Origin of the sequence: Janthinobacterium paucivorans (assembly GCF_051380805.1) — a bacterium.
Lineage (GTDB): Bacteria > Pseudomonadota > Gammaproteobacteria > Burkholderiales > Burkholderiaceae_D > Janthinobacterium > Janthinobacterium lividum_D.
Genome location: NZ_JBNYXR010000003.1, coordinates 1 through 25,960 on the forward strand (window position 1 = coordinate 1; position 25,960 = coordinate 25,960).

Genomic DNA, 25,960 nt, shown 5'->3' on the forward strand with positions numbered 1-25,960 from the left:
ACCTTAGCAGGTACAGAGGATAAGACGGTACAACGTTGTGAGTTTGTTGATACCATTCATTACCCAAAAATCTTTGCTTCTTCCAGATTCAGGCCTTGTTGCTCTACCGAGAACAAGTGCCAGTACAAGTTATGCCTGATGACCATAGCAAGTTGGTCCCACCCCTTCCCATCCCGAACAGGACCGTGAAACAACTTTGCGCCGATGATAGTGCTGCAACCAGTGTGAAAGTAGGTTATCGTCAGGCTTGTTATTTGGTGCAACAGCCCCCGGCTGTTCCACCTTGAGAAAAACCCCGCCAGTGATGGTGGGGTTTTTTTTCGTCTGTTGGTTTTAGTAAAAGCAGCGCTATGCGCTGCCTTTGTCATGTGTGAAACCGGTCACCATCGAGGCGTGCGCTGTGCGCACGGGGGCTTGACTCAGGAGGGTTTGCCGCCCTTGAGCCGCTGCAGCAGCGTGTCCACGCTGTCGCTGACGGGCAAGCCGTGGCGGCGCAGTAGTTGCACGTGCAATACGAGGTTTTCCAGCACCAGCTTGGCCGCCACCGCCAGCAGGGCCAGGTTGCGGTCTTCCGGGCTGAAACTTTCCATGGCATCGGCCATCTCGCACAGGTGGTTGGCGATCAGGCCGCGCAATTCCTGCTCGTCAAAGGGCAGGTCGGCAAAATCGATGGGATCGGCCACTTCCACTTCCTGCATCAGCACGGCTAGTTCTTCCGGGGTAATCGTCATGCCTGGCCTCCTTGTTTACGCTGCTCTATTTTATGCCATGCGTCTTTGTATTGTCGGCAGTCTGGCATTGCGGAGATGAGGAAGAACATCGGCCGGCGGTGTCTGCCCAGTTGCCGCCTGTTTATGCAGTCGGTTTTGCCACGCTGTAGTAGCACAGGAAGATGTCGACAGCCAGTTGCGTCACTTCGTGTTGGCGTGCCGGGCCCAGCAAAGGTTCACCTAGGGTGATTTGCGGCCAGAATGCAAAGGTCTTCAGTGGCGACATCAGCAGGTGTGCCACTTCCAGCGTGTCGCCCGCCTTGATGCGCCCATCTTGCTGCGCCGCACGGATCCAGATATTGAGGCCTGTTTCCTTTTCATTCAGGCGTGCCACCATCGCTTGCGCACGCTCGGGCGAGTGGATGGTTTCGCCACAGATGACACGTGCTAGGTCGATGAATGCCGGGTCGCATAGCAAGACCATTTTCTGCTCGACCAAGGCCAGCACCTGCGGTCGCAGTGGCTGGTCCGCGACGTAGGGTACGGCAGGCTGTGCCACGATGCTTTCCCACATACGCTGCAGGATTTCCGCGAACAAACCGTCTTTGCTGGGAAAATGGTTGTATACGGTGCGCTTGGAAACGGCGGCCGTGGCGGCGATCTTGTCCATGCTGGTCGCGTCAAAACCGTGCTCGCGAAACTCGGCGATGGCGGCATCGACGATGGCGACGCGCTTGCGGTCGGTGAGGCGTTGCGGTGCGGCCATGGCGGGAAATCTCCTTTGAAAACAATATTTTACACCTCTCGGTTTACTTTGCCAGAAATGGGAACTGTACTGTGTAGTGCAACTTTATCCCTGTGTTTTATTCATTGTTCGCATAGGCATGCAGCGCAGCTTAGTCTTCGGGTTTCTGATCGTCATGCGTGCTGGCACCTTGCACACTGGGCCAGTGGCACCAACTTCTTCCCCAAGCTCGTCGTTACAACGCCACGCAGGCAAGTTGCACAATTGCGTGCAGATGCACAAGCTCGGTACGGTAGCAATGTTCAAGCTGATATGGATCTGGTTTGTTGCGATAAGCCCGACAGCACGCCGCCGGCCCCTGTCGTGCCGGTGCAGGCGCTGAGCTAGGCGGTCGACTTGACGTAGCCAAAGAAGGGGAATAAATGGTGGTTGGCGATGCTGGAAGAGGAGATGGCCCGGTAAAAACGGCTCAGGCCGTCACATTGATCAGGCGGCCCAGACTCTGGCCATAACTGTTCAGCTGGGGCGCACTTTTCGGCGCTGCCTGGCTCAGTTGTTGCGGTATGGCCACTTTGATCGCTTGGTCCAACTGCGGCGCCTTGACGATGCGCGTGTCGCTGTCCTGGGCTTGCCGGCTGCTGCGCTGTGTCCGGCTTAAGGTTTCCTGTTCCCGCGCCAGCGATTGGCGGCTTTGCGCCAGCTGTTCACTGTCGCGCTGTACCTGGTTCTGGCCTTGCTCGACCTTGCGCTGTGCCGTGGCCAGCGAGGCTTGCAGATTATTGACGGACGTTAGCGTGACCATATTGTTCACCTTTGAAAGTAGGCCCAGGTGTGCGCAGAGGGGGAAGGGCAGGCCGGCGAGGCGCGACATGTCGCCAGATAATCTTTACCTGCATCAAGAGTAGGATATATTCTCGCATAGTTCCAGTTAATTATGCTTTCTTGACAATTTTATTGTGCACGTCTTGTATTGCCAAAATAGTATTTTTAAGCCAGTGCGCATCTTTTTAAGTGAGCACACGCTGTCGCTCATAGCTACTGGCTGTATGTCATCGTCGCTGCCATTTTGTGGACGCAGCGAAAATGGCGCGCGTCAAAAGCTACTCTTCAGCGTGTCAATATGTTGTTGTTTTTTTACCATTGTGGTGCTCGGTAATGCCCGGCCTGCTTAGCGCCCTGGGCTATAATTGTCGGCTAGAGTTGGTTTCTTTTGCCATACAGACAGGTAGTTAATACATGAATCTCAAGAGCCTCGCAATTGCCCTCGGCATGTCGAAAACGACAGTCAGCAGGGCGTTGAACGGCTATCCGGAAGTCAATTCCCGCACCCGTGAAATCGTCCTGGCCGCAGCCAAGAAAGTCGGCTACCGGCCCAATCCGCTGGCGCGCAGCCTGGCCGTTGGCCGTACCAATGTGCTGGGCATGATCTATCCCTTGCTGCCCAGCGACCTGGGCGACAGCGTCTTTCTTTCCGTGGTCAATGGCATGTCCGACGCCGTCGAAGCGTCGAAGATGAGCCTCATTATCGCCCCCGTGTCGCCGCCGAACGAACAGCCCTCATATGAAACGATGGTGCGCGGACGCCAGGTCGATGGCCTGGTGGTGGGCCGCACCAAGGTGATCGATGAGCGCATCGCGTATTTGACCAAGGTGGGTTTTCCCTTTGTGGCCAATGGCCGCACGCGCATCGACGCGCCGTACGCGTATTTTGACTACGACCATGACACGGGCATCGACCTGGCCGTGTCCTTCCTGACGGCACACGGCCACCAGCGCATCGCCCTGCTGAGCGCGCCGCTGGAATTGCATTTCGCCTACGAGCGTAAGGAAAGCTTTATCCGCTGCATGGCGCAGGCGGGCTTGCCGCTGGACCCCAATTATCTGCTCGACAATACCTTCGATCGCCGCAGCGGCTACCAGGCCATGCAGCAATTACTGGCTTGCTCGCCGCGTCCCACGGCCGTGATCGTCGACAACCATTTGTCCGGCGTAGGCGTGGTGCGCGCTCTGATGGATGCGGGCATCGAGATCGGCAAGGAAATCTCCGTCATCGTCTGGGGCAATGTGGAAGACACCTTGATCGGCATCAACGTCACCACCATAGCCCAGCCCGACCTGCGCCGCGCCGGCGCCAAGATGGTCGAAATGCTGCAATCCTTGCTGGCCGGCACGCCGCCGGAAAAGCTGCAGGAAATCTGGCAACCGGTGCTGTTGCCGGGGGCGACGGTGGGACGTTGTCCCGACGCATAAAAAAACGCAGAGCCGAGGCTCTGCGTTTTTTATTCAAGCAGCGCTGGCTGCGGGTTTGCTAATTTACGCCACGTGCTTCCTGCCATCGGCCAGCACAGCCAACAATCTCACCTTGTCCTGGCGGTAGGTGGCGACGGCCGCTTCCTTGACGTGGCCGAAGCCGCGGATTTTCTCTGGCAGCGAAACCAGTTCCACGCAGGTCGCCAGGTTCTCCGCAGTCAGGTTGACCAGCAGGCCGGCCAGCAATTCGCGGTATTCGACGATCAGCGCGCGTTCCATTTTGCGCTCGTTTGTATAGCCGAAGACGTCGAAGATGCCGCCCCGCAGACCCTTGGCTTTGGCCAGCAGCTTGAAGGCGCGCCACATCCAGGAACCGAACTCCGCTTTCACCAGATGCCCCTTCGCATCTTTCTTGGCAAATAGCGGCGGCGCCAGGTTGAATTTCACCGAAAAATTCCCTTCGAACTGCTGCTGCAATTGCTCCACGAAATGGCCATCCGTGTACAGGCGCGCCACTTCATACTCGTCCTTGTAGGCCAGCAATTTGAAATAGCTCTTGGCGACAGCCATCGACAGTTTCTGCCCCAGTCCCAGGGTGTTTTCTCGGTCGCGCACCTGTTTTACCAGGGTCAGATAACCGTCCGCGTACGTGGCGTTCTGGTAGGCGGTAAGGAACTCCACGCGCTTCTTGATGACGCTATCGAGGCTTTGCGGCATTTGCACAAGGATGGCTTGCGACGGCGTGGCGATCTGCGTGACACGGCGCACGTCGACGGCGGCGCGGCGGCCCCACAGGAAACTTTTCTTGTTCGACTCTATACCCACGCCATTCAATTCGATGGCGCGCAGCAGCGCCGCTTCTGTCAATGGAATGCGGCCCTTTTGCCAGGCGTAGCCGAGCATGAACAGGTTGGCGGCAATCGAGTCGCCCATCAGCGCGGTAGCTAATTTTGTGGCGTCGATGAAGTCGGCCGCGTCGGCGCCGCCCACGGATTCTTCGATCAACTGGCGCACTTCCGCCGTCGGATATTGCCAGTCGGCATTCTGCGCAAACGTGCCCGGCGGTTGCTCGTGCAGGTTGACGACGGCCAGGCTGCGGCCAGGGCGCATCTTTGATACGGCATCGTGCGCGCCGGCCGTCAGCATGTCGCAGCCTAAAATCAGGTCCGCTTCACCCGTGGCGATGCGCTGGGCGCGGATGTGCGCGGGGGATTTTGCAATTTTCACGTGCGAGGTGACGGAACCGTTCTTTTGCGACATGCCCGTCATGTCCAGCACGGACGCGCCCTTGCCTTCCAGGTGGGCCGCCATGCCCATCAGCGCGCCCACGGTGATGACGCCCGTGCCGCCGATACCATTGATGAGGATGTTATACGGTGCGTCGCAGGCGGGCAGGACGGGTTCCGGCAGGGGGCCGAAGTTGTCCGTCTCGCCCGTCTTGCCGGCACCCGTCTTGGTTTTCTTCAGGCTACCGCCCTCGACGGTGACGAAGCTGGGGCAAAAGCCCTTGGCGCACGAGTAATCCTTGTTGCACGAGGATTGATCGATGGTGCGCTTGCGTCCAAATTGCGTCTCTTTCGGCAAGATAGACACGCAGTTCGACTGCACGCCGCAGTCGCCACAGCCTTCGCAGACGGCATCGTTGATGACCATGCGTTTGGCGATGTCCGGATACTCGCCTTTTTTCCGGCGCCGGCGTTTCTCGGCCGCACAGGTCTGGTCGTAGATCAGCACGGACACGCCTTGCACCTCGCGCAATTCGCGCTGCACGGCATCCATGTCCTTGCGGTCATGCAAAGTCAGGTGCGCAGGCAAGTTGCTGCGGTCGCTGTAGCGGCTTAAATCTTCCGTCACCAGCGCGATGCGGGCGATGCCTTCGGCTGCCACTTGCTGCGCCATCATCGGCACGGTGATGAGGCCGTCCACCGGCTGGCCGCCCGTCATGGCGACGGCGTCGTTGTACAGAATCTTGTAGGTGATATTGACCTTGGCGGCTTGCGCGGCGCGGATGGCCAAGTAGCCCGAGTGGAAATACGTGCCGTCGCCCAAGTTCTGGAACACGTGCGGCAGTGTGGAAAACGCGGCTTGCCCGATCCACGGCGCGCCCTCGCCGCCCATGTGCGTGGTCAGCTTGTTCATTTCCGGGTAGATCGAGGTGGCCATCACGTGGCAGCCGATGCCAGCCAGGGCCAGGCTGCCGTCCGGCACCTTGGTCGAGGTATTGTGCGGGCAGCCGGAGCAGTAGAAGGCGGGACGGAATGGCGTATTCACGGCCTTTTTCAGGACCGCGTCCTTGGCGTCGAGGAAACTCAATCTCGCCTTGATCAGGTCGCAGGTGACGGGATCGGAAATCAGGCGCGCGATGCGACTGGCGATGACACGTGCCACTTGCGAGACGGAAAAGTCCACCTTGGAGGTGAGCAGCCATTCGCCGCGCGGCGCCACCCACTCGCCTTTTTCATCGAACTTGCCGATGACACGCGGACGCACGTCGTCGCGCCAGTTGTACAGCTGCTCTTTCAACTGGTATTCGACGATTTGGCGCTTCTCTTCCACCACGAGAATTTCATCGAGACCTTGCGCAAACTCACGCACGCTGTCCGGTTCCAGCGGCCACGGCATGGCCACCTTGAACAGGCGCATGCCGACAGCGGCCGCCATCTGCTCGTCGATGCCCAGCTCTTCCAGCGCTTCGAGCACGTCGAGATAGGACTTACCGGAAGCGATGATGCCCAGCTTGGCGTTCGGGCTGTCGATGGTGGTGTGGTTGAGCTTGTTTTCGCGCGCGTAGGCCAGGGCCGCATAGATCTTGTAGTCCTGCATCAGCGCTTCCTGATTGCGCGCCTGCTGGCCCAGCGGGATGCTCGACAGGCGTGCGTTCAGGCCGCCTTCGGGCATGACGAAATCCTGCGGAATTTTCACTTCTACGCGGAACGGATCGGCATCGATGGAAGCCGACGACTCGACCGTATCGGCCAGCGCCTTGAAGGCTACCGTGCAGCCGGAAAAGCGTGACATGGCCCAGCCGTGGATGCCCAGGTCCAGATATTCCTGCACATTGCAAGGATACAAGACGGGAATCATTGAGGCAGAGAACAGATGGTCGGATTGGTGCGGCAGGGTCGACGAATACGCGCCATGGTCGTCGCCGGCCACCAGCAGCACGCCGCCCAGTTTTGACGTGCCTGCATGGTTCATGTGCTTGAAGACATCGCCGCAGCGGTCCACGCCCGGGCCCTTGCCGTACCACATGGCGAACACGCCGTCGTACTTGGCCGGGCCGATCAGATCGACTTGCTGCGAACCCCAGACGGCCGTGGCCGCCAAGTCTTCGTTGACGCCGGGCACGAACTGCACGTGGTGTGCTTCCAGCTGTTTCTTGGCTTTCCACAGGTTCTCGTCGAGGCCGCCTAAGGGCGAGCCACGGTAGCCGGAAATGAAGCCGGCCGTGTTGAGGCCAGCGGCCTGGTCGCGCAGGCGCTGCATCATGGGCAGGCGCACCAGGGCCTGGATGCCGGACAGGAAGATGGCGCCGGAAGTGGCCGTGTATTTGTCGTCGAGGCTGACGCTGGTCAAGCGGGAAGATTCAAGCGGTGTAGATGGCGCGGCACCGGCGTTTCTAGCGAACGCTGCGGAGCCGTTTTCCGTGGTCACGGACATGGCTGTCTCCAAAAGGGTGTTTCAGATAGCGGCTGTACCAGGGCCGCGCCCGGTAAGGCGCGCGCTGTGCAGACGGGATGGCCGCGTGTGGGCGGCACATAACTATTTTAAATATAAAATAGTTAATGTGCTCAGTGTAGAACGCGCGTGGGGAAGGAGCAAATACGCTTTGGCGATGGGGGTATAAGAAAAAATGATGGCCTGCCTTGCGCTGCAAGACAGGCCATGCAGCAAGGCACGCTTAGGGTTGCGTCCAGTAAACGGGGCGAGCCCGCTGCGGGTGGGACGCAGGTGTCGCTTCCGGCAAGAGAAGATTGGTCGACTTCAGGGCCAGCGTCAGGGCCTGGGCGGCATCGATTCTGTCCACATTCGTTTTGTTGAACAGTCCTCTGGATAAACGCAGATACACAGGGGCGCCGCCGGCTTCGATATCCACGCTATACGGTTCTGTCGTGAAAGACACTTCGTATTTCCCGGGTACTAATTGCAAGGCAACGTAACTCTTGTAGACGGCATTGTAAGAAGCGAAATTGGTTTTTTCTGGCAAGTGCTGTGCCTTCAGATGGTACGGACGCCCGTAATAAGCATCGCTGCTATGCTTGCTGATGTTGCTGTAGTCGTTGAAGATGATCAGGTTGGCTTTTGTATTCAGGGCCGTGCCGGTAGGTGCGACGGCCGGATCAGCTTCCATTGCCGTGCTGCGGAGCAAGCCGGCGGCGTCCCTGCGCTGCGCCTGGTTTTCTGCCAGTACAGGAATGAGTGCCCTGGAGATCGCCTCCGGTCCCATGGTCGGGCCAGTTTTTTCATCATAGTGATCGGAGAAAATGGCACTGGGAATATTCTGGATAGAGTGCCAGATCAACTTGTTGTCGAGGCGGTCAACGACAGCGATTTCGCTGCTCATGGTGAAGGAAAAAACGCAGGCGATGAAGCTGCAGCTTGACGTTGAGGAGACGTTTTCGATATGCCAATCGACGAGGGCGGCATAGCGGCGTCCCGTCGGGCTCGCTGGCAATGCCAGCGCGGTAGCCAGCGCGGAAGGCTGTTTTGCGCTCGACAACGTGGGGATGAACGCCAGTTTTTGCGTCGGATCTGCGGCCGCTTCCACCAGTGCGCGGCAGGTCCAGCTATGCAGCATGGAAGTATTGTCCATCGCTAAGACTTTACCGAACAGGTTCTTGGTGGTGGCTGGCGTGCATTCTTCCGGTGACATGAAGGCGATGACGTCGATATCCTCATTTTTGATAGGCTGGTTGATATCGCGCACCAGCAATTCGAAGGCGGGCATGGATGTTTCTGGTACGCCCGCCGTGGCGCCGTGCCATGTGCTAAGGGCGCCAGTGCAGACAAACAGGAAAGATAAGGTAGGGCGAAGGAATGGCATAAGGCATTATTATGAAATAGATAATGCAGCATGATATTTCCTTGTGGAAATAATTGATAGTGTTTTTAGTACTTTACTGCACTGCGTGCACGATGCTACGCGGATAGCACGTGCGCCCCCACCCAGCGTCCGCTGCCGCACAGCTCGGCGGCCACTTGCAGCACCAGGTTTTTGACGGCGTTGCCTGCATTCGTCAGGGGAATGTTCTTCGACGCGCACAGCGCCACCGTGCGCGACAGCACGGGGCTGTGGATGGCATAGCTGCGCATGGCGCCGCTGTCCAGTTCGGCCAGCAGGGGCGCGGCCGGCAGGATGGTGGCGCCCATGCCAGCCAGGATGGCCGATTTCAGGATGGCGATCGAGTTGATCTCGATCACGTTCGCTGTCTCCAGGCCCAGTTCGCGGGCGCGGCTGTCGATGCGCGGACGCACGCCATGCTGCAAACCGGGCAGGATCAGGGTGGCGCGCAATGCCTGTGGGAACGATAGGGCCAGGCCCGCAGGCGCGAAGGGCGAATCGCTGCGGCAGATAAAACGCATCTCTTCTTCCACTAAAGGGCTGCAGGCAAAGGGCGTCAACTGGCCATCGTCAAACAGTACGGCCAGGTTGATGCGGCCCGATTTCAATTGTTCGTTCAGGTTGCCCGTGATCTCTTCCGTCAGCTGCAGCGTGATTTCGGGGTAGCGTTCGCGCGCGGCCAGCAGCAAGGGCAGGGCGAGCGCGCCGGAGATGCTATGCGGCAAGCCGAGGGTGACATTGCCGGACGGTCGCGTGGCGCTTTGCGTGACGGCTGAACGGGCGTCGGCCACCTGTTTCAGGATCGCCTGCGCGTGTTCGTAAAAGACCTTGCCCGCATCCGTGCTGAGCACCCCCTGGGCCGAGCGGTGCAGCAGCTGCACCCCCAGTTCTTCCTCCAGTTGGCGCAGCTGCTGCGTCAGGGCCGGCTGCGCCACATGCAGGATCAGGGCTGCGCGCGACAGCGAGCCATGGTCGACGATAGCAACAAAGTAGCGTAATTGGCGCAGTTCCATGGGTCCCAGAAGCGGTGCATGCGCCATTGCCCGGCAAGTTTGCCGACAACAGCGCGGTGACAGGAAAAAACACGATGTTGCGCCGCAGCGCCAAACGTGGCCAGCAGAATAACAATTTTGTTATACTCATTCTAGCGCCTTCGGTGTTCCAGGCGCGCATTTGTGGGATGACAGCATGCTCAAGAAAGTGGATTCGTCTCAGCTAAAAGTGGGTATGTATATCCACGACCTCAGTTGCGATTGGATGACGCATCCGTTCGTGCGCAACCGTTTCCTGTTGCGCAGCGACGAAGAAATCAGCAAGATTGTGCAAGCCGGCATCCACGACGTGGTGATCGATAGCGGCAAGGGCCTCGATGTGGAGGATGCGCCCACCGTGGCGCAGGCGCAGGCCGAGACGGAACGCGAACTGGTGCTGATCGCTACTGCGCCACAGGTGGTCACGCGCGTGTCGCTGGGCATGGAGCTGGCGCGCGCCGCCCAAGTGCGGCGGCAGGCATCGAGCCTGGTGCGCACGGTGATGGCCGATGTGCGCCTGGGCAAGGCCGTCGAGATCGACCGCGTGCAGCACACGGTGCAAGACATCACCGAATCGATCTTGCGCAATCCCGGTGCCTTGGTCGGCTTGTTGCGTATCAAGAGCAAGGACGATTACACCTTCTTGCATTCCGTTAGCGTATGCGCGCTACTGGTGGCGTTTTGCCGCTCGCGCGGTGTCGATAGTGCCACCACGCACCAGGCCGGCCTGGGCGGCTTGCTGCACGACACGGGCAAGGCGCTGGTGTCTGACAGCGTGCTGAACAAACCCGGCCCCCTGACGACGGAAGAATTTGCCCTGATCAAGCGCCATCCGCGCGATGGCTACGACATCCTGTGCCGCGTGCCCGAGCTGGGCCCGATTCCCCTCGACATCACCCTGCACCACCATGAGCGGCGCGACGGCAGCGGCTACCCCGACCAGTTGGCAGGTGATGCCATCAGCGAGTTGGCGCAGATGGCCGCCATCGTCGACGTGTATGACGCGCTGACGTCCGACCGCAGCTATCACAAGGGCATCGCCGCCGCCGAAGCCTTGCGCAAGATTTATGAATGGAGCAAATTCCATTTCAATCCTGTGTTTGCGCAGGATTTCATGCGCTGTGTGGGGATTTATCCGGTGGGCACCATGGTGATGCTGGAATCGGGCCGTCTGGCCGTCGTCATCGAGGCGCACGAGAGCAATCTGCTGGCGCCAAAGGTGAATGTATTTTTCAGTACCAAGAGCAATGCCTACATCAAGCCGGAAACGCTCGATTTGTCGCGCGGCTTCGGCTTCGGCGGCGGCGACAAGATCGTCGGCCATGAGTCGGCTGCCAAGTGGCAGGTCGATCCCATGCGCTTTCTCTCCCTTGCGGACGCCTGATCAGGTTTTTTTGTTTTTGACTGAGAGCGCCTGCAACGCCGCCATGGACGTTTTCTCAGGTGTTCAACACTCAAAAAAATTCCGCTGTGTCATTGGAGGCAATCGCCGATAACAGGCCCTTTTCGACCAGCTCGTCATAGTGGCAAGCCAGGTTGCGGCCATGGCTTTTCGCGTAGTACAGAGCCTGGTCGGCACGCCCGAGAATGATGACGGGCGCCTCGTAGGCATTGAGGCTGACGAAGCCCACGCTGACGGTCACTCTGCCCACTTGCGGGAAGTCGTGTGCTTCGACATTGGCGCGGAAGCGGTCGATGATTTTCTGCGCATTTTCCAGGGTGATCGAGCGCAGCAGTACGACGAATTCTTCGCCGCCGAAGCGGAAGATGCGATCTTGCGAGCGGAACGATGATTGCAGCTGGTTGGCGATCAGGATCAGCACTTCATCGCCATACAGGTGGCCAAACTTATCATTGACCATTTTGAAATGATCGACGTCGATCACGGCCAGCCATTGCCGTTCCGTGTCCGTATGATGGCGCCGTTCTTCATCGACGGGAAGCTGCTTCTCCGTTTCCTGTTCACCATGGTTTTGCAGGATTTTCGCCAGTTGGTCGTCGAAAGTCTTGCGATTTAACAAGCCGGTGAGTGAATCGCGTTCGCTGTAGTCGAGCAGGTTCTGGAAATTGCGGTACACGCTGACGATGCCCCCAATCACCTGGATGGTGGCGCCCGTGTAGGGTGTGGGGTTGGTGATTTCCAGGCAGGTGGTGACCTGGTCGCCGATCCAGATGGGCAGCCACAGCAGGTGCCGGCCGTCTGCGCACAAGGTGTCGGCGCTCACCTCATGGCACGCGATGCACGCGGCCAGCGCTGGATAGTCCGACAGCGGTTCCCCCGGCAGCGACGGATCGGGATTATCTTCCATGCGCGCCACGCTGCCGGCCACGATGACGGCCCGCGACCGCACGTATATCTTGCCCTGCAGGGGGGTGAGTGCCAGCACACGGGTCTGCGACGCGCAAGCGAGTTCCTGCACCGCCGATATCACCGAGATGTCGAGCATCGTGTGGTCGCGGTGCCCGGTCATGTCCACCATGTGTTTCAGTAGGGAATCCATTGTCGTTCTCTGAAAAGTAGTCACACAAGTGTTGTCATAACAGCATTGCGTCAAGCAAGAGCATGTTCGCGTCCGTCTACAAGAAAGCAAGATTTATTTGGTGGCATGACGCTCTTTACCGCAGGGCGAGAGGCCTTTCCAAAGGAGAGCTAAGCAGGATAATGTCTTTTTGCCTAATAGGCAATTAACGTATGCAATATTTCATGAAAATACATGAGATTCATGCGCCGCGTTGCAAAAAACTTGCCCTGACGAAGGCTTTCAATCCTGATCGCAGCATCTGTTCGCGTCAGGCTTCATTTCAACGAGGTTTGATAATTTCCATGTGGAAACTTGTGACGCGTCAATTTGCCAAAACGTGGGCGCTTTATAGTCTATGCAATGGCGCAGAAATTTACGGCAGGAAACATGTTAGCTGGAATGAGCAATGTTTTACACCCGATTGTGCCAGGGACTTGTGATTCACTTTTGGGAGTTTGTCATGCATACCTTCCTGTCGGCAGTACAGCAGTTTCTCAAGGATGAGGATGGCATTACGGCCATCGAATACGGCTTGATTGCGGCCGTGATGGCGACCGCTATTACGGCCGGTTTCTTGCTGATCAAGACCAATTTGCTGGCCGTCCTCACCGACATTTCGTCGAACCTGGTATTGACGCCCTAAGCGGGTGCCCGCCGCTGGCCGGCACGTAGTCCGGTGGCGGGTTTTTTCAGGGAGTGTGCCATGCCTGCAACTGCCTTGTGCGACCTGCTGTTGTTGTGCTTTGTGACGGCTGCCGCCGTCAGTGATTTGATCCAACGCAAAATTCCGAATTGGCTGGTGCTCGCCGGCATGCTGGCCGCGCTGGCTTTGCATTTGTGGCTGTGGCCGCACCGCGTGCCGCAGTTAGTGCTCGGTGGCATGGCGACGGGCTTCTTCCTGTTCCTGCCTTTATACCTGCTGCGCGGGATGGCCGCAGGCGACGTCAAGCTGGTCGCCATGGTGGGTGCCTTCGCCGGTCCGTGGCCCGTGCTGCTGATCTGTTTCGCCACCTTTGTGCTGGGCGGCCTGATGGCCGCGCTGATGCTCACTTACCAGGGAAAATGGCGCGCCTGCCTGGGCAATTTGCGCCAGCTGTTGTGGCCGATGATCGCGCGCCTGGCCGGCATTCCCCTGCTACCCATCGCATTGGGCAGCGGCGCTAGCGTGGGTAATTTGCCGTACGGACTGGCCATTGCCCTGGGCTGCCTGGTGGTGCAAGGGCGACATTATTTCTGATTGTCATTTATTGCTTTGAATCAATGGGTGCCAGTCCCCGCTGGCTAGAATGACTTCTGTTCAATGCAGTCTTAACTGGCTTGGAGGCACAGGATGACCGTGGTCGACTATTCCATCAGCGCCGAGAGTGCGCCGCGTTCCGCCGACGCGAACCTGATGCCGCCCTTGCCGCCGCAGCCGAAAAGCTTGCGCGAAACAGGCCTGGAGCGCCCGCTGGTGGTCGAGCTGATCGCCAAGCTGATGTTTGTGAGCGGCAGGACGCACCTGTCCGCATTGACGACGCGCTTGCGCCTGTCGCTCAATGTCTTGCGCGAAGTGCTCGATTTCATGCTGACCGAGCAGATGGCCGAAGTGGCCTGGCGTGGCGAATCCGAGATCGACGTACAGTACCAGCTGACGGCTGCCGGCAAGCAGCGCGCCAGCGCCTTCCTCGAGCGCTGCGCGTATATCGGCGCCGCTCCCGTCACCCTGGAAGCCTACCGCGCCATGGTGGCGCGCCAGTCGTGGCTGGCGCAGGAGCAGCGTGTGAGCAGCGATGACCTCGCTGCCGTGCTGAGCCGCACCCATGCGGCGCCGGGCATGCTCGATGTGGTGGGGGCGGCGCTGCACTCGGGGCGCTCGCTGCTGCTGTACGGTCCGCCTGGCAGCGGCAAGTCGACGCTGGCGCTGCAACTGGGACAATTGTTGCAAGGGCTGGTCGCCGTGCCGTACGCCATCGTGGTCGGCCAGGACATTATCCAATTGTATGATCCGACGCAGCACTTGCCACCGGCACCGCAGCATGTCAGCCATGCGCGCCAGGCTCTGGAGCGGCGCAGCACCGACATTCGCTGGGTGCTATGCCAGCGTCCCGTGATCCATGTGGGTGCCGAGCTCGACGCCGGCATGCTGGAGCTGCGCCATGACGCCAGCGGCGGCTGTTACCAGGCGCCGCCACATGTGAGGGCAAATAACGGCATGCTGATCATCGACGACCTGGGCTGTCAGCGCCTGGGTGCACCGGAACTGCTGACGCGGCTGCTGACGCGTGGCAGCGATCAGCTGGGCCTGCCTGGTGGCGTGCAGATTAGCGTGCCCTTCGACAACGCCCTGGTGCTAGCCACGAATGTGGCGCCGGGCGAGCTGTTCGATCCGACCTTGCTGCGCCGCATCGTCTACAAGGTGCAGGTGGGGCCGCTGGCCGAAAGCGCCTATTGCGCTCTGTTCCGCCAGCAATGCCGCCAGGTCGGCATGGTCATCAATGAGGCGGCGCTCAACCATCTGCTACAGTTGCATGGCGCCCAGGGACGACCCTTGCTGGCCAGTTATCCGCAGGAATTGCTGGCACGCATAGGCGACTTTGCTGGCTTTGCCGGCTGCGAAGCGCGCCTGACAGTGGCCACCCTGGAGCAGGCTTGGAGCAGCTTGTTTGCCAGCTGCGACATACCGGCCGCCAGCCTGTGCGAGCGCATCGCATGAAGAACCGGCGCGCCCTACTGATGATGGCCCTGGCGGTTTTGCTGGGCCTGCTTGCCGTGCTGCTGGCCTCGCACTGGCTGCTGCGCCAGACGCCAGCGGGCAAGGGCAAGATCGTCGTGGCCGCCAGCGATGTCAACCTGGGCCAGCGCCTGACGCCTGAAATGCTGCGCCTGGCCGAGTGGCCGGCGGAAAGCTTGCCACAGGGCGCGCTGCAAGACCCGACAAAACTGGCGGGACGGGTGCTGAAAACCAGCGTGCTGCGCGGCGAGCCGCTGAGCGAAGCCAAGTTCGCGCCGGTGGGCACGCTGGGCGGCCTGTCGGCCCTGATTACGCAAGGGCGGCGCGCCATCACCGTGCGCGTCAACGACGTGGTCGGCGTGGCCGGCTTTGCCTTGCCGGGCAATTATGTCGACATCATCGTGAGCACCCAGCAAGATGCCGGCGATCGCGCGTTTCCGCAAAGTCGCAACATTTCCAAGATCGTCCTCGAACGTATCCTGGTACTGGCCGTGGCGCAGGAAGTGGGACGCGACGAGACCAAGCCGCGCGTGGTCAATGCGGTGACCTTGGAAGTGACGCCGGAACAGGCGGAAAACCTCGATCTGGCGCGCAGCGTGGGCAGCCTGTCGCTGGTGCTGCGCAACCAGGTCGACCCGCAGCCTGGCGTGACGGCGGGCGCCACCAAGCTGACCCTGCTGGGCGGGCCGCACGAAGCCGGGCCGATTTCCGCGCCTGCCGCCGTGCCACTACCTGCCGTGGTGCCGCGCCCGGTACGCGTGGCGAAGGCGCCGCTGCCGCCACTGCGCCAGTGCAGCGGCGTCATCGATGCGACGCGTCAGTCGCGCGAATGTTTTTAGCTACCTAGCTCAACCATGGACACGCTCATGAACCGCGCCCTGCTGACACTGTGCTGCCTGCTGTTACCGCTTGCCAGCGCGGTGGCCGATCCTGGCCTGCGCTGCGGCGGAGAAGCGGCGACACCCGGTAACTTGCAGTTGCAGGTGGGCAAGTCGAGCATGCTGCGCCTGCCCGAGACAGTGCTCGCGCGCAGCGTTGGCAATCCGGCTGTGCTGCAAGCCATGCTGGTAGCGCCCGATACTTTATATATGCTCGGCGTCGACGTCGGCAGCACCAACATGATCATCCAGGGACGCAGCGGCGTGTGCAGCGTGGTGAACGTCAGCGTCAGCATGGACCCGGCCGGCTTGCAGGCCACGCTGGCGGCCTTGATGCCGGAAGAAAAAGCCATCCGCGTGACGGCCGTGGCCGACACCTTGGTGCTGTCGGGTACGGTACAGGATGCGGGCGCCGTGCTGCGCGCCGTCGAGTTGGCGTACGCTTATGTGCGTCGCGCAACGTCGCCGCTGGCGCTGCCCAAGAGCGCCGCTGGCGCTGCCGGGCCGCTGGCAGCCACGGCGCCCGCTGGTGGCGCGGGCAGCGTGAATAGCCGCGTCATCAATATGCTCGACATCAGTGCGCCGCAGCAAGTCATGCTGGCCGTGCAGATCGCCGAAGTGTCGAAGTCCCTGCTGGAGCGGCTGGAAGCAGGCGCTACCCTACGGTTTGCGTCCGGCAGTTGGGCCACCACCTTGCTATCGAATTTTTTGAGCGGTACGGCCAAGGGCTTGCTCGACGTGCGCAAATCGAATGGCCAGCAACTGAGCATCGCGGCGCAGAAACAGGATGGCCTGGTGCGCATCCTGGCCGAACCGACGGTGATGGCGATCAGCGGGCAAGAGGGCAGTTTTTTGGCCGGTGGCAAGATCTTCATTCCTGTCGGTCAAGACAATAACAAGATCACGCTGGAAGAGCGCGAGTATGGCGTCGGCCTGCGCTTCACGCCCACCGTGCTGTCGGGCGGGCGCATCAACCTGAAGGTGGCGCCGGAAGTGTCGGAACTGTCGCGCGACGGGGTGGGCATTTCCGCAGCTGGTGTCAGCGGACGCTCTATTTTGCCCGTCATCACCACGCGGCGCGCCTCGACCACGGTGCAGTTGTACGACGGCCAGAGCTACGCCATCGGCGGCCTGATCAAGAACAACCAGGTGAGTAACATCAGCGGCGTGCCCTGGCTCAGCGAAGTGCCTATCCTCGGTGCGCTGTTTCGCAGCACGGATTTCCAGCATGACCGCACGGAATTGCTGTTTGTCATTACCGCGCACCTGGTCAAACCCTTGCCTGCGGACGCCGTGCTGCCGACGGCGCAGCTGGCGCCTCCTACGCGCACGGACTTGATGTTGGACGGCAAGATGGAAGGGACGCTGGCGCCGGCATCCGTGTCGCCGCCCGTGCTGCAGCCCCTGCCGACAATGCGCGCAGCCAACGGCTTCGAGCTCAAATGAGACGGGGAGATATACCATGCCAAATTCGCTTTTGATGTTGTTGCGGCGCCTGGCGGCGCTGCTGCTGGCGCTGCAGCTGGCTGCCTGTACGCATGGCAGCACGCCGCAGCTGGACCGGCGCTTTGGCGACGCCGTGCGCCTGGCCATGGCGCAGCAGGTACGCGATCCGTCCAGCGCCGGCAACCGCCTGCCGGCCGATGGCCTTGATGGCCCCAGCGCGCACGCCATCATGCAGCGCTACCGTGCCGCGTTTGCCGAACCGCACGGGCAGGCCCCGCAGCCCGTGCAATTTATGCTGGGAGGCGGCAATGGCAAATAGAAGTCAGCGCCAGCGCGGGGCGATACTGATCGCCTTTTCCATCCTGCTGATCGTGGTGCTGGGCTTTATCGGCCTGGCATTCGATGTGGGACAGGTCATCGGTCGCAAGACGGAACTGCAGAACCTGGCCGACAATGCGGCGCTGGCAGCTGCGGCGGAACTGGTGGGTACGCCCGAGGGCCTGCTCGTTGCCGTGGAAAGAGCCAAGCACAGTGCGGCCGACCGGAGTGTATGGCGGCGCCGCATGGAGGGCGCCATCCTGTCCGATGCCAGCATCCGCTTCGCCAGCGCACCCGACGCGCCCGCCAGTGAGTGGTATGCGGCGGGCGCCGTGCCCGACCCTGCCACGGCGCTGTTCGCGCGCGTCGATACGCAGGCCAATACACCCTCGCTGGGGCAGGTGGCGACGGCGTTTCTGGGTGCCTGGTCGCCGGCGCTGCGCACGCTGGACACGCGCGCGCGCGCCGTGGCTGGACGGTCCAGCTTGCACTTGACGCCACTGGCCATCTGCGCGCTGTCGGGCAGTGCCGCCAGCGCGCGCACGAATGCGGCCCTGCTACCGGCCGTCGAGTTGCTGGAATATGGCTTCCGGCGTGGCGTGGCGTATAACTTGTTGAAGCTTAATGCGCATGGCGCGGTACCCGAACACTTCGTGCTCAATCCGCTGGGCCAGCCGGGCCTGGTGGGGCCGTCGCAGCAGGTCAGCGAGTCGAGCGTGCTGCCGTTTGTCTGCAGCGGCACGGTGCTGTATCGGCGCATCGGCAGCGCCCAGGTGCATGTGCACCGACCTTTTCCCAGCACGCTGTGGCCGGCCTTCAATGCGCGCTTCAACCAGTATGCGGGCAGCGGCTGCCACCCCGTCACGGCGCCACCGGACATGAATATCCGCGCGTATCCGAATACGGCCGCGAACTGGTGGATGATGAATATGCCCGATGCCCCCAGCGCCCTGAGCAGCGGCAACCCGTTGTTGTCCGTGGCCGATCCGGAATCGAATGCGACGCCGCCCGCCGTCGGCAGTTACGGACCGCTGTGGTCGTTTGGCAGGGCGGCCAGGTACAGCAATCCGAAGCCGGCTGGCGGCTACTTGTCGTTTGCCATCAGCGACTGGGCCAAGCTGTATCCCGCGGCCCCGACCGCGCCGGTCGCCAAGTCCCTCTATCCAAGCGATAAAGCGCCGTATCTGACAACGGCTTACCAGACTGCGCCTAGCGGCAACACGGGTGTGGCACAGCGGCGCTTGCTGCACATTGCGTTGCTGGCCTGCCCCTTGCCAGCCGGTAATGACGTGCTGGCGCAGGTGCGCGGTATCGGCCGCTTCTTCATGACGGCGCCGGCCAGCAATGGCATGCTGAGCGCCGAATTTGCCGGCTTGGCGAACGAGGGATCGTTGCTCGGTCCGGCGGAGCTGCTGCAATGAAGCCGTGCCGCCGCGCGCCACGGCGCCAGGATGGTGTCGCCGCCATCGAGCTGGCCTTGATCCTGCTGTTTTTCATAGGGCTGTTGCCTTTCGTGCTCTTGTTCGGGCGCGCACTGCTGGTGTACACGGCCCTGCAAAAAAGTACGCACGATGCGGCGCGCTACCTGGCGACCATGCCGCTGTCACAGATGGGCAGCATTGGCACGGCAACCCAGGGCGTTGCGTTTTCCCGGCAAATGGTGGTCGAGGCGATGGCCGAAAGCTGGCCGCATATGGAGACCGTCCGGGTGATCGTGGACTGCGTGTACGCCGATGAGTCCTATAACTGCGGCAACTTCCCCACGGCACCGCTACAGGTGCGCATCAAGGTCGCCGTGGACATGCCGGTCGATTTCCTGCCCGAGCTGACGCGTAAATGGTTGCCGCAACTGGCGCCTATCCCGCTGCGGGCGAATGCGATATTGCGCTATGTCAATTAACCTGTCTATCGAGCAGCGGCGGCAGCACCAGGGCGGCGTCTTCGCTGTCGAATTCGCCATGCTGGCGCTGCTGTTCTTTTTCTTCCTGTTTGCCATGCTGGAAGTGGCGCGCGCCGTCTACATGTGGAACTTGGTGCACGAGATCACCCGGCGCGCGGCGCGCGCCGCCGCCGTCACCGATTTCAGCAATGCCGCTGCGCTGCAGGCGGTGCGCACGCACGCCGTGCTGCGCACTACGCCGGGCGCGTTGCCGCTCGGTGGCGGCCTTAGCGATGCGTATGTGCGCATCGACTATCTGTCGCAGGCGGGCGGCGGCGCGTTGGCGGCAGTGCCGGTGACGGTCATGCCAGGCTGTCCGCAACGCAACCGCATCAATTGCCTGGACGATCCGCATGGTGCCAGCTGCATCCGCTTCGTGCGCGCGCGCCTGTGCGTGCCGAGCGACGATGTGCGCTGCGAGACAGTGCCGTACCGGCCCGTGCTGCCGCTGCTGGGGATGATGTTTCCCTCCGGCGCAGGGGCCATACGGTTGCCCAGCGCGGCCACCATGGCGGCGGCCGAGTCGCTGGGCTATCCGGACAATCCCGATTTTTGTCCATGAGCGCCGATCCTCCGGCGCAGCCGAATATGTTGCCTTGAATGAAGGAGGGTTGATGAAAGCCTTGATGATTAGCCGCGACGCCGGCTTGCATGATGAAATCGCGGCGCAGGGTGCGGCCCGCATGCCGGTGCTGCGTCTGCTGGAGCGACGCAGCGGCCTGCGCGACGCCGTCGAGCGCATGTTGCCCGAAGCGCCGGAATTGGTGATCGTCGATGCCAGCGGCCTTGACGCCGACGAGGCGGACTTGCTGGAACGGCTGGCGCGCCAGTATCCGCTGGCCGTGCTGATGCTGCTTACGCGCGGCCAGCAGCAGGATGTGCTGATCCGCGCCATGCGCGCCGGCATGCGCGAAGTGCTGCAACTACCGCTGGTGCACAAGGCCTTCCATGAAGCGATGGACCGTGTCGATATCCAGGCCGGCGTGACGCAGATGCGCGATGGCAAGGTCCTCGCTTTCATCTCGTGCAAGGGCGGCAGCGGCGCTACCTTTTTGTCGACGAATTTTTCCTACGCGCTGGCAAGCCTGGCCGGTTGCAAGGTGCTCTTGATCGACCTGCACGGCCAGTTCGGCGACGCTACCTTGTATGTCTCGGACCAGAAACCGGCCATGACCCTGTCCGACATTTGCGCGCAGATCGCGCGCATGGATGGCGCTTTTCTCGCCTCGTGTCTGGTGCATGTGACGCCCAATTTTGGCGTGCTGGCGGCGGCCGACGACCCGGCGCACAAGGTCGATATGCAGCCCGATCACATGGACCGCATCCTGGCCGTGGCGCGCCAGCACTATGATTACATTGTGCTCGACGTGGGGCGCCAGATCGATGCGCTGTCGCTGCGCGCACTCGACAACGCCGACGCCATCTATCCGGTGCTGCAGTTGGCCTTGCCTGACATCCGCGATGGGCGCCGCCTGCTCGACATTTTCCGCTCGCTCGGTTATCCGGCCGAGCGTTTGCGCCTGATCGTCAATCGCTATGAAAAGGGCGGGCGCCTGCGCCTGGCGGACCTGGAGCAAGCGCTGGGCGCGGAAGTGGTGCATACGGTGCCCAACGATTACATCGCCGCCACCGATTCCGTCAACCAGGGCATTGCGCTGCTGCGGTTGTCGCGCACCAGCGCCGTGGCGCGCAGCCTGGCCGAATTGGTGGAACTGGTGACGGCGCGCCGCGTGACGGAAAGCCGCGGCCTGTTCGACCGCCTGTTCAGCCGCAGCGAGGTTTGACGGGACGGCAGATGACTGATATCAAGGCTCCCGCCGGGGGCCATCATGGGAGCCGAGATGACTTTACGCGAACGCCTGGCGGCGAATGAAACGGTGCGCCCCGTCAGCAACGGGCAAGGGGCGCTGGCGCTGCACGCCTACCAGGAACTAAAGAAGAGCATGCACCAGACGATACTCGACCGCATCGACCTGGAACGCTTGAAACGCCTGACGGCCGAGCAGTTCAAGCACGAGCTGGCGCTGCTGGTGCAGCGCGTGATCGAGGAAGAGCGCATCGTGCTGAACCAGCATGAGCGACATAGCCTGGTGCTCGATATCCAGTACGAGATGCTGGGCTTTGGTCCGCTGGAACCCTTGCTGGCCGATGCCAGCGTGTCCGATATCCTCGTCAATACCTGCGACAAGGTGTATGTCGAACGGGGCGGGCGGCTGCAGTTGACGGACGTGACCTTTCACGATAATGCGCATCTGATGAAGATCATCGAAAAAATCGTCTCGCGCGTGGGACGACGCGTCGATGAATCGAGCCCGATGGTCGATGCGCGCCTGCCCGATGGCTCCAGGGTCAACGCCATCATTCCGCCATTGGCCGTCGATGGGCCTATCCTGTCGATCCGCCGCTTTGCCGTGCAACCTTTGAGCATCGCCAACCTGCTCGACTACAAAAGCTTGACGCCGCCCATGGTGCAGGTGCTGCAGGCGCTGGGCCAAGCCAAGGTGAATATCTTGATCTCGGGCGGCACGGGCAGCGGCAAGACGACCTTGCTCAACGTGCTGTCCGGTTTCATTCCCGGAAGCGAGCGCATCGTCACCATCGAGGATGCGGCCGAACTGGCGCTGCGCCAGCCGCATGTGGTGCGCCTGGAAACGCGGCCGCCGAATATCGAGGGCAAGGGAGACGTGAGCCAGCGCGCGCTGGTGCGCAACGCGCTGCGCATGCGCCCCGATCGCATCATCCTGGGCGAGGTGCGCGGCGCCGAGGCACTCGACATGCTGCAGGCGATGAACACGGGCCATGAGGGTTCGCTGGCGACCATCCATTCGAACACGGCGAGGGACGCGTTGGCGCGGCTGGAAAACATGGTCGGCATGGCTAATGTGAACTTGACGCCGCGCGCCACGCGCCAGCAGATTTGCTCGGCCGTGACGGTGGTGATGCAAGTGTCGCGTCTGACAGACGGCGCGCGCAAGCTCGTCAGCCTGCAGGAAGTGACGGGCATGGAAGGCGACATCATCGCCATGCATGAAATCTTTCGCTTCGAGCAGACGGGGGTGGATGCCGACGGCAAGGTGCAGGGTCACTTCTGCGCCACGGGCGTGCGGCCTCGCTTCATGGAGCGCCTGCGCATGTTTGGCGCGCCGGTGCCCGATAGTGTCTTCGACCCGGATCGTATTTATGCCTAAGGAGTGGTGTCATGGACCTGGTGTTCTACGGCTTTGCCGTGCTGCTGTTTGCCGCCTGCATCCTACTGGTGGAAGGCGCCTGGCTGTGGTGGTCGGGCACGCATGGCAGCGCGGCACGGCGCATCAACCGGCGCTTGCGGCTGATGGTGGCGCGCGGCGAGGCGGGCGGCGAGCGCGTTTCCATCCTCAAGCAGCGCCGCTATGCGCGTGCGCCCGGCCTGGAGCGTTTGCTGCGGCGCGCGCCGCAGGCGGCGCAGCTCGACCACCTGCTGCTGCAATCGGGCTTGTCCTGGTCGGTAGCACAATTCATCGGCGTTACCGGCGCCCTGTTGCTGGCAGCGCTGCTGCTGTTGGCAGCCTGCTCCATACCTTTGCCGGGGGCCTTGCTGCTGCTGTCCGGCGCCGTCAGCGCACCGTGCCTGTGCGTGCTGCGCGCGCGCGCGGCGCGGCTGAAAAAGATCGAGGCGCAATTGCCGGAAGCGGCCGATTTCCTGGCCCGCGCGCTGCGCGCCGGGCACTCATTTTCGAATGTATTGCAGATGGTGGGCGACGAACTCAATGAACCGATCAGCGGCGAATTCAGGATGGCGCACGAGGAAATTAATTACGGCGTGCCGATGAACGAGGCGTTGCAAAACCTGGCTGCGCGCATTCCGCTGACGGACTTGCGCTACCTCGTCATCGCCGTGCTGGTGCAGCGTGAATCGGGCGGCAATCTGGCTGAAGTGCTGGTCAGCATCGCGCGCATCATCCGGGCACGCTTGAAGTTGCTGGGGCAGGTGCGCGTGCTGTCGGCCGAGGGGCGCATGTCGGCCTGGGTGCTGGGACTGATGCCGGTGGTGATGATCGGCGTCATGGCGCTGGTAAATCCGCAATACATCCGCCTGCTGTGGACCGACCCTGCCGGCATCAAGCTGCTGTGGTATGCGGCCGGCATGGTGGCGCTGGGCGTGCTCTGGATGCGCAATGTCATGCGCATCCGCATTTAACAAGGTGGAGAAAACGTCATGACTGGCCCGCAATTGCTGTTTTTGTTGATCGTCTTTGCCGTGGTGGTGACGCTGGCCCTGCTGGCGTGGCTGATCTTCTTTCCTGGCACCTTGCGCCAGCGCCTGTTTGGCACCATGACGCCGGCCGCCAGCGATGCGGTGGCCGACACTGGGTGGGCCGAGCGGGTGGCGCGCGTGGCGCAGCCGTTCAGCAAGCTGTCGCTGCCGGAAGAGGGTTGGGAGCGCTCGCCGCTGCGCACGCGCTTCATGAACGCGGGCTGGCGGCAAGCGAGCGCGCCAGCCTTGTATTTTGCGGCGAAAACCGTGCTGGCCCTGCTGTTGCCCAGCATGCTGGGGCTGTATGCCGCCAGCGCCATGGCCGCGCAGTTGCGCAGCATGCTGCTGTTGCTGCTGTGCGTCAGCGCCACCATCGGCTACTACCTGCCCAACCTGGTGCTGGTCAGCACGGCCAAGCGGCGCCAGCGCGATATTTTTGAAAACATCCCCGATGCGCTCGACTTGCTGACCGTGTGCGTGGAAGCGGGCCTGAGCCTGGAGCGCGCGCTGGTCAAGGTGGCGGGCGAAATCCACATCAAAAGCGTGGTGCTGGCGCAGGAATTGCAGCTGGTGCTGATGGAAATGCGCGCCGGCTTTTCCAAGGAAAAGGCGCTGCGCAACCTGGCCCTGCGCAGCGGCGTGGAAGATGTCGACACCCTCGTCGCCATGCTGATCCAATCGGAACGCTTCGGCACCAGCATGGGCGATTCGCTGCGCGTGCATTCGGAAAACCTGCGCAGCAAGCGCAGCCTGCTGGCCGAGGAGGCAGCAGCGAAGATCGCCTTGAAATTACTGTTCCCGCTGATTTTTTGCGTCTTTCCCACCCTGATGCTGGTGCTCATGGGGCCGGCCGTGATCGAAGTCTATCGCGTGCTCGTGCCGGCCATGGCCAGCCGCTGAAAGGAGCTTGCATGCGCTTGACACTCTCCTGCCTGGCCGTCGCCTGCGTCGGTCTGGGCCAGCTTGCCTGTACCACGCAATTGGCCCATGCACCGGTGCCCGCGTGGCCTGATGCCGATGCCGCGTATGTGGCGGGGCGCACGCATTTCGAACGGGGCGACTTGCCTGCCGCGCAAGTGGCCTATGAGCAAGCACTGCGCCATGCACCGCGCCATGTGAATGCGCGCAATGGCCTGGCGGTGCTGCACGCGCAGCGCGGCGAGCACGTCGCTGCCATTGCGCACTGGCAGGCGCTGACGCAGCAAGCGGGCATGGCGCGGCCGCAGCAAGCCTATCTGTTCAGCAATCTTGGCCATGCCTATTATCTGAGCGGGCGCGACGCGCAAGCCTTGCCCGCGCTCGAGCAAGCGTGTTTGCTGGATCCGCTCAATGCACTGGCTTGGCAACACTTGGCGCAGGTGCTGGAACGCCAGGGACAGCATGAGCGCGCCGCCATCATGCGGCGCCAGGCTGCCAGCTTGCAGGAACACGACTTGCGACGCGACATGGCTGTATTGCGCGGCACGGCGCCGCCGCAGTCCGCACCGGCACCGGCCCAGGAGATGCCCGCCATGGCGCGCGTGGAGATCACGCAGCGCGATGGCATGGCCCAGCTGCAGCGCCTGCCGGCGGCGCGCAGCCTGCCCGCTAGCGCCTTGGTGCAATTGTTGCCGCTGCGACCCATGCCGGTGGCAGGCGCGCCGCCGCCGCGCCTGGAAATTGTGAATGGCAATGGCGTGCCTGGCTTGGCCGCCGCCCTGGCGCGCAGCCTGGCAGGCGATCCCGTGCAGGTGGTGCGCCTGGCTAATGAAACCAGCTTCCAGGTGGCGCGCACGCGCGTCGAACATCGTCCCGCGCAAGCGCAGGCGGCGCGCCGGCTGGCCCGGCAACTGGGTGGCCAGGTGCAGACCCTGGCTGCCGATTGCCCTGCCAGCGAGCTGCGCCTGGTACTCGGGCGCGACCTGAGCGATCCGGCCATGTTGCACCGCTATTATTTGCAGCAACTGCAACTGGCGCGCCAGGCGTTGGCACGGCTCGGTTGACACGCCTCTGCTGGCGTAAAAACGCGGCGCCTTGGCGGGCGCCGCCCATGTTGAATATGCCGCTTGGGCAGTGGATCAGGAAAATGCCCCAGCGTCCGAGCGCGCCACAGCGCGGCAGCACGTCGCGCAA

Annotated in this window: 23 protein-coding genes and 1 rRNA gene; 17 read left to right on the plus strand and 7 right to left on the minus strand. The window is 61.9% G+C overall.

The window, feature by feature from the left end; all coding sequences use genetic code 11:
• Positions 1 to 134 precede the first annotated feature (134 nt).
• Positions 135 to 247 (plus strand): 5S ribosomal RNA (gene rrf / locus ACQ4V8_RS04565).
• A gap of 172 nt (positions 248 to 419) precedes the next feature.
• Here the strand turns inward: rrf and ACQ4V8_RS04570 are convergent.
• From ACQ4V8_RS04570 to ACQ4V8_RS04580, 3 genes are all read right to left on the minus strand, one after another.
• Positions 420 to 731: a hypothetical protein gene (locus tag ACQ4V8_RS04570; RefSeq protein ID WP_010394047.1), complete on the minus strand. Its 312-nt coding sequence runs from the start codon at positions 729 to 731 to the stop codon at positions 420 to 422.
• A 121-nt stretch (positions 732 to 852) separates the two neighbouring features.
• Positions 853 to 1,476 carry a TetR/AcrR family transcriptional regulator gene (locus tag ACQ4V8_RS04575; protein ID WP_010394049.1) on the minus strand — a complete coding sequence of 208 codons (624 nt, stop codon included), beginning with the start codon at positions 1,474 to 1,476 and terminating at the stop codon, positions 853 to 855.
• 448 nt (positions 1,477 to 1,924) lie between these two features.
• Positions 1,925 to 2,257 carry a hypothetical protein gene (locus tag ACQ4V8_RS04580; protein WP_029496098.1) on the minus strand — a complete coding sequence of 111 codons (333 nt, stop codon included), beginning with the start codon at positions 2,255 to 2,257 and terminating at the stop codon, positions 1,925 to 1,927.
• 434 nt (positions 2,258 to 2,691) lie between these two features.
• Here ACQ4V8_RS04580 and ACQ4V8_RS04585 point away from each other — a divergent pair, with 434 nt between their 5' ends.
• The gene (locus ACQ4V8_RS04585; protein WP_029496099.1) at positions 2,692 to 3,705 is read left to right on the plus strand and encodes a substrate-binding domain-containing protein; all 1,014 of its coding nucleotides are present in this window, start codon (positions 2,692 to 2,694) and stop codon (positions 3,703 to 3,705) included.
• A gap of 63 nt (positions 3,706 to 3,768) precedes the next feature.
• Here ACQ4V8_RS04585 and ACQ4V8_RS04590 read toward each other — a convergent pair whose 3' ends face one another.
• The 3 genes from ACQ4V8_RS04590 to ACQ4V8_RS04600 form a co-directional block, all read right to left on the minus strand.
• The gene (locus tag ACQ4V8_RS04590) at positions 3,769 to 7,365 is read right to left on the minus strand and encodes an indolepyruvate ferredoxin oxidoreductase family protein (RefSeq protein ID WP_043460533.1); all 3,597 of its coding nucleotides are present in this window, start codon (positions 7,363 to 7,365) and stop codon (positions 3,769 to 3,771) included.
• A 241-nt stretch (positions 7,366 to 7,606) separates the two neighbouring features.
• Positions 7,607 to 8,653 carry a hypothetical protein gene (locus ACQ4V8_RS04595; RefSeq protein WP_436570993.1) on the minus strand — a complete coding sequence of 349 codons (1,047 nt, stop codon included), beginning with the start codon at positions 8,651 to 8,653 and terminating at the stop codon, positions 7,607 to 7,609.
• A gap of 191 nt (positions 8,654 to 8,844) precedes the next feature.
• Entirely contained in the window at positions 8,845 to 9,780 is a 936-nt protein-coding gene (locus ACQ4V8_RS04600) for a LysR substrate-binding domain-containing protein (protein WP_029496100.1), read from the minus strand.
• A gap of 175 nt (positions 9,781 to 9,955) precedes the next feature.
• On the opposite strand from ACQ4V8_RS04600, the gene ACQ4V8_RS04605 reads away from it, so the two are divergent.
• Positions 9,956 to 11,182, plus strand: coding sequence for an HD-GYP domain-containing protein (locus tag ACQ4V8_RS04605; RefSeq protein WP_029496101.1), 1,227 nt, complete (start codon positions 9,956 to 9,958; stop codon positions 11,180 to 11,182).
• A 70-nt stretch (positions 11,183 to 11,252) separates the two neighbouring features.
• Here ACQ4V8_RS04605 and ACQ4V8_RS04610 read toward each other — a convergent pair whose 3' ends face one another.
• On the minus strand, positions 11,253 to 12,299 hold the full coding sequence (locus ACQ4V8_RS04610; protein WP_436570994.1) for a GGDEF domain-containing protein: 1,047 nt from the start codon (positions 12,297 to 12,299) through the stop codon (positions 11,253 to 11,255).
• Positions 12,300 to 12,780: 481 nt separating this feature from the next.
• On the opposite strand from ACQ4V8_RS04610, the gene ACQ4V8_RS04615 reads away from it, so the two are divergent.
• From ACQ4V8_RS04615 to ACQ4V8_RS04680, 14 genes are all read left to right on the plus strand, one after another.
• Positions 12,781 to 12,963: a Flp family type IVb pilin gene (locus ACQ4V8_RS04615; protein ID WP_010394067.1), complete on the plus strand. Its 183-nt coding sequence runs from the start codon at positions 12,781 to 12,783 to the stop codon at positions 12,961 to 12,963.
• 60 nt (positions 12,964 to 13,023) lie between these two features.
• Entirely contained in the window at positions 13,024 to 13,557 is a 534-nt protein-coding gene (locus tag ACQ4V8_RS04620) for a prepilin peptidase (protein ID WP_436570995.1), read from the plus strand.
• Positions 13,558 to 13,650: 93 nt separating this feature from the next.
• Positions 13,651 to 15,015 carry a DUF8689 domain-containing protein gene (locus tag ACQ4V8_RS04625; RefSeq protein WP_436570996.1) on the plus strand — a complete coding sequence of 455 codons (1,365 nt, stop codon included), beginning with the start codon at positions 13,651 to 13,653 and terminating at the stop codon, positions 15,013 to 15,015.
• Positions 15,012 to 15,872, plus strand: a complete 861-nt coding sequence (gene cpaB, locus ACQ4V8_RS04630; protein WP_436570997.1) for a Flp pilus assembly protein CpaB — start codon at positions 15,012 to 15,014, stop codon at positions 15,870 to 15,872. The genes ACQ4V8_RS04625 and cpaB overlap by 4 nt, the downstream gene beginning before the upstream one ends.
• A 27-nt stretch (positions 15,873 to 15,899) precedes the next feature.
• Positions 15,900 to 17,357: a type II and III secretion system protein family protein gene (locus tag ACQ4V8_RS04635; RefSeq protein ID WP_070345958.1), complete on the plus strand. Its 1,458-nt coding sequence runs from the start codon at positions 15,900 to 15,902 to the stop codon at positions 17,355 to 17,357.
• 16 nt (positions 17,358 to 17,373) lie between these two features.
• Positions 17,374 to 17,676 carry a hypothetical protein gene (locus tag ACQ4V8_RS04640; protein ID WP_010394073.1) on the plus strand — a complete coding sequence of 101 codons (303 nt, stop codon included), beginning with the start codon at positions 17,374 to 17,376 and terminating at the stop codon, positions 17,674 to 17,676.
• Positions 17,666 to 19,096 carry a pilus assembly protein TadG-related protein gene (locus tag ACQ4V8_RS04645; RefSeq protein WP_436570998.1) on the plus strand — a complete coding sequence of 477 codons (1,431 nt, stop codon included), beginning with the start codon at positions 17,666 to 17,668 and terminating at the stop codon, positions 19,094 to 19,096. The genes ACQ4V8_RS04640 and ACQ4V8_RS04645 overlap by 11 nt, the downstream gene beginning before the upstream one ends.
• Complete coding sequence (locus ACQ4V8_RS04650; RefSeq protein ID WP_010394076.1) at positions 19,093 to 19,575, plus strand: TadE/TadG family type IV pilus assembly protein; 483 nt, start codon at positions 19,093 to 19,095, stop codon at positions 19,573 to 19,575. The genes ACQ4V8_RS04645 and ACQ4V8_RS04650 overlap by 4 nt, the downstream gene beginning before the upstream one ends.
• Complete coding sequence (locus ACQ4V8_RS04655; RefSeq protein WP_010394078.1) at positions 19,565 to 20,176, plus strand: TadE/TadG family type IV pilus assembly protein; 612 nt, start codon at positions 19,565 to 19,567, stop codon at positions 20,174 to 20,176. Before ACQ4V8_RS04650 ends, ACQ4V8_RS04655 begins: the two co-directional genes overlap by 11 nt.
• A 52-nt stretch (positions 20,177 to 20,228) precedes the next feature.
• Positions 20,229 to 21,398, plus strand: coding sequence for a CpaE/TadZ family protein (locus ACQ4V8_RS04660; RefSeq protein ID WP_010394080.1), 1,170 nt, complete (start codon positions 20,229 to 20,231; stop codon positions 21,396 to 21,398).
• Between the two features lie 57 nt (positions 21,399 to 21,455).
• Positions 21,456 to 22,802, plus strand: coding sequence for a TadA family conjugal transfer-associated ATPase (locus ACQ4V8_RS04665; RefSeq protein WP_010394082.1), 1,347 nt, complete (start codon positions 21,456 to 21,458; stop codon positions 22,800 to 22,802).
• Positions 22,803 to 22,813: 11 nt separating this feature from the next.
• Complete coding sequence (locus tag ACQ4V8_RS04670) at positions 22,814 to 23,791, plus strand: type II secretion system F family protein (protein WP_010394083.1); 978 nt, start codon at positions 22,814 to 22,816, stop codon at positions 23,789 to 23,791.
• An 18-nt stretch (positions 23,792 to 23,809) separates the two neighbouring features.
• Positions 23,810 to 24,748 (plus strand): type II secretion system F family protein, encoded by a 939-nt coding sequence (locus ACQ4V8_RS04675; protein ID WP_436570999.1) that lies wholly within the window; start codon positions 23,810 to 23,812, stop codon positions 24,746 to 24,748.
• 11 nt (positions 24,749 to 24,759) lie between these two features.
• Entirely contained in the window at positions 24,760 to 25,830 is a 1,071-nt protein-coding gene (locus ACQ4V8_RS04680) for a tetratricopeptide repeat protein (RefSeq protein WP_436571000.1), read from the plus strand.
• Positions 25,831 to 25,960: the final 130 nt, after the last annotated feature.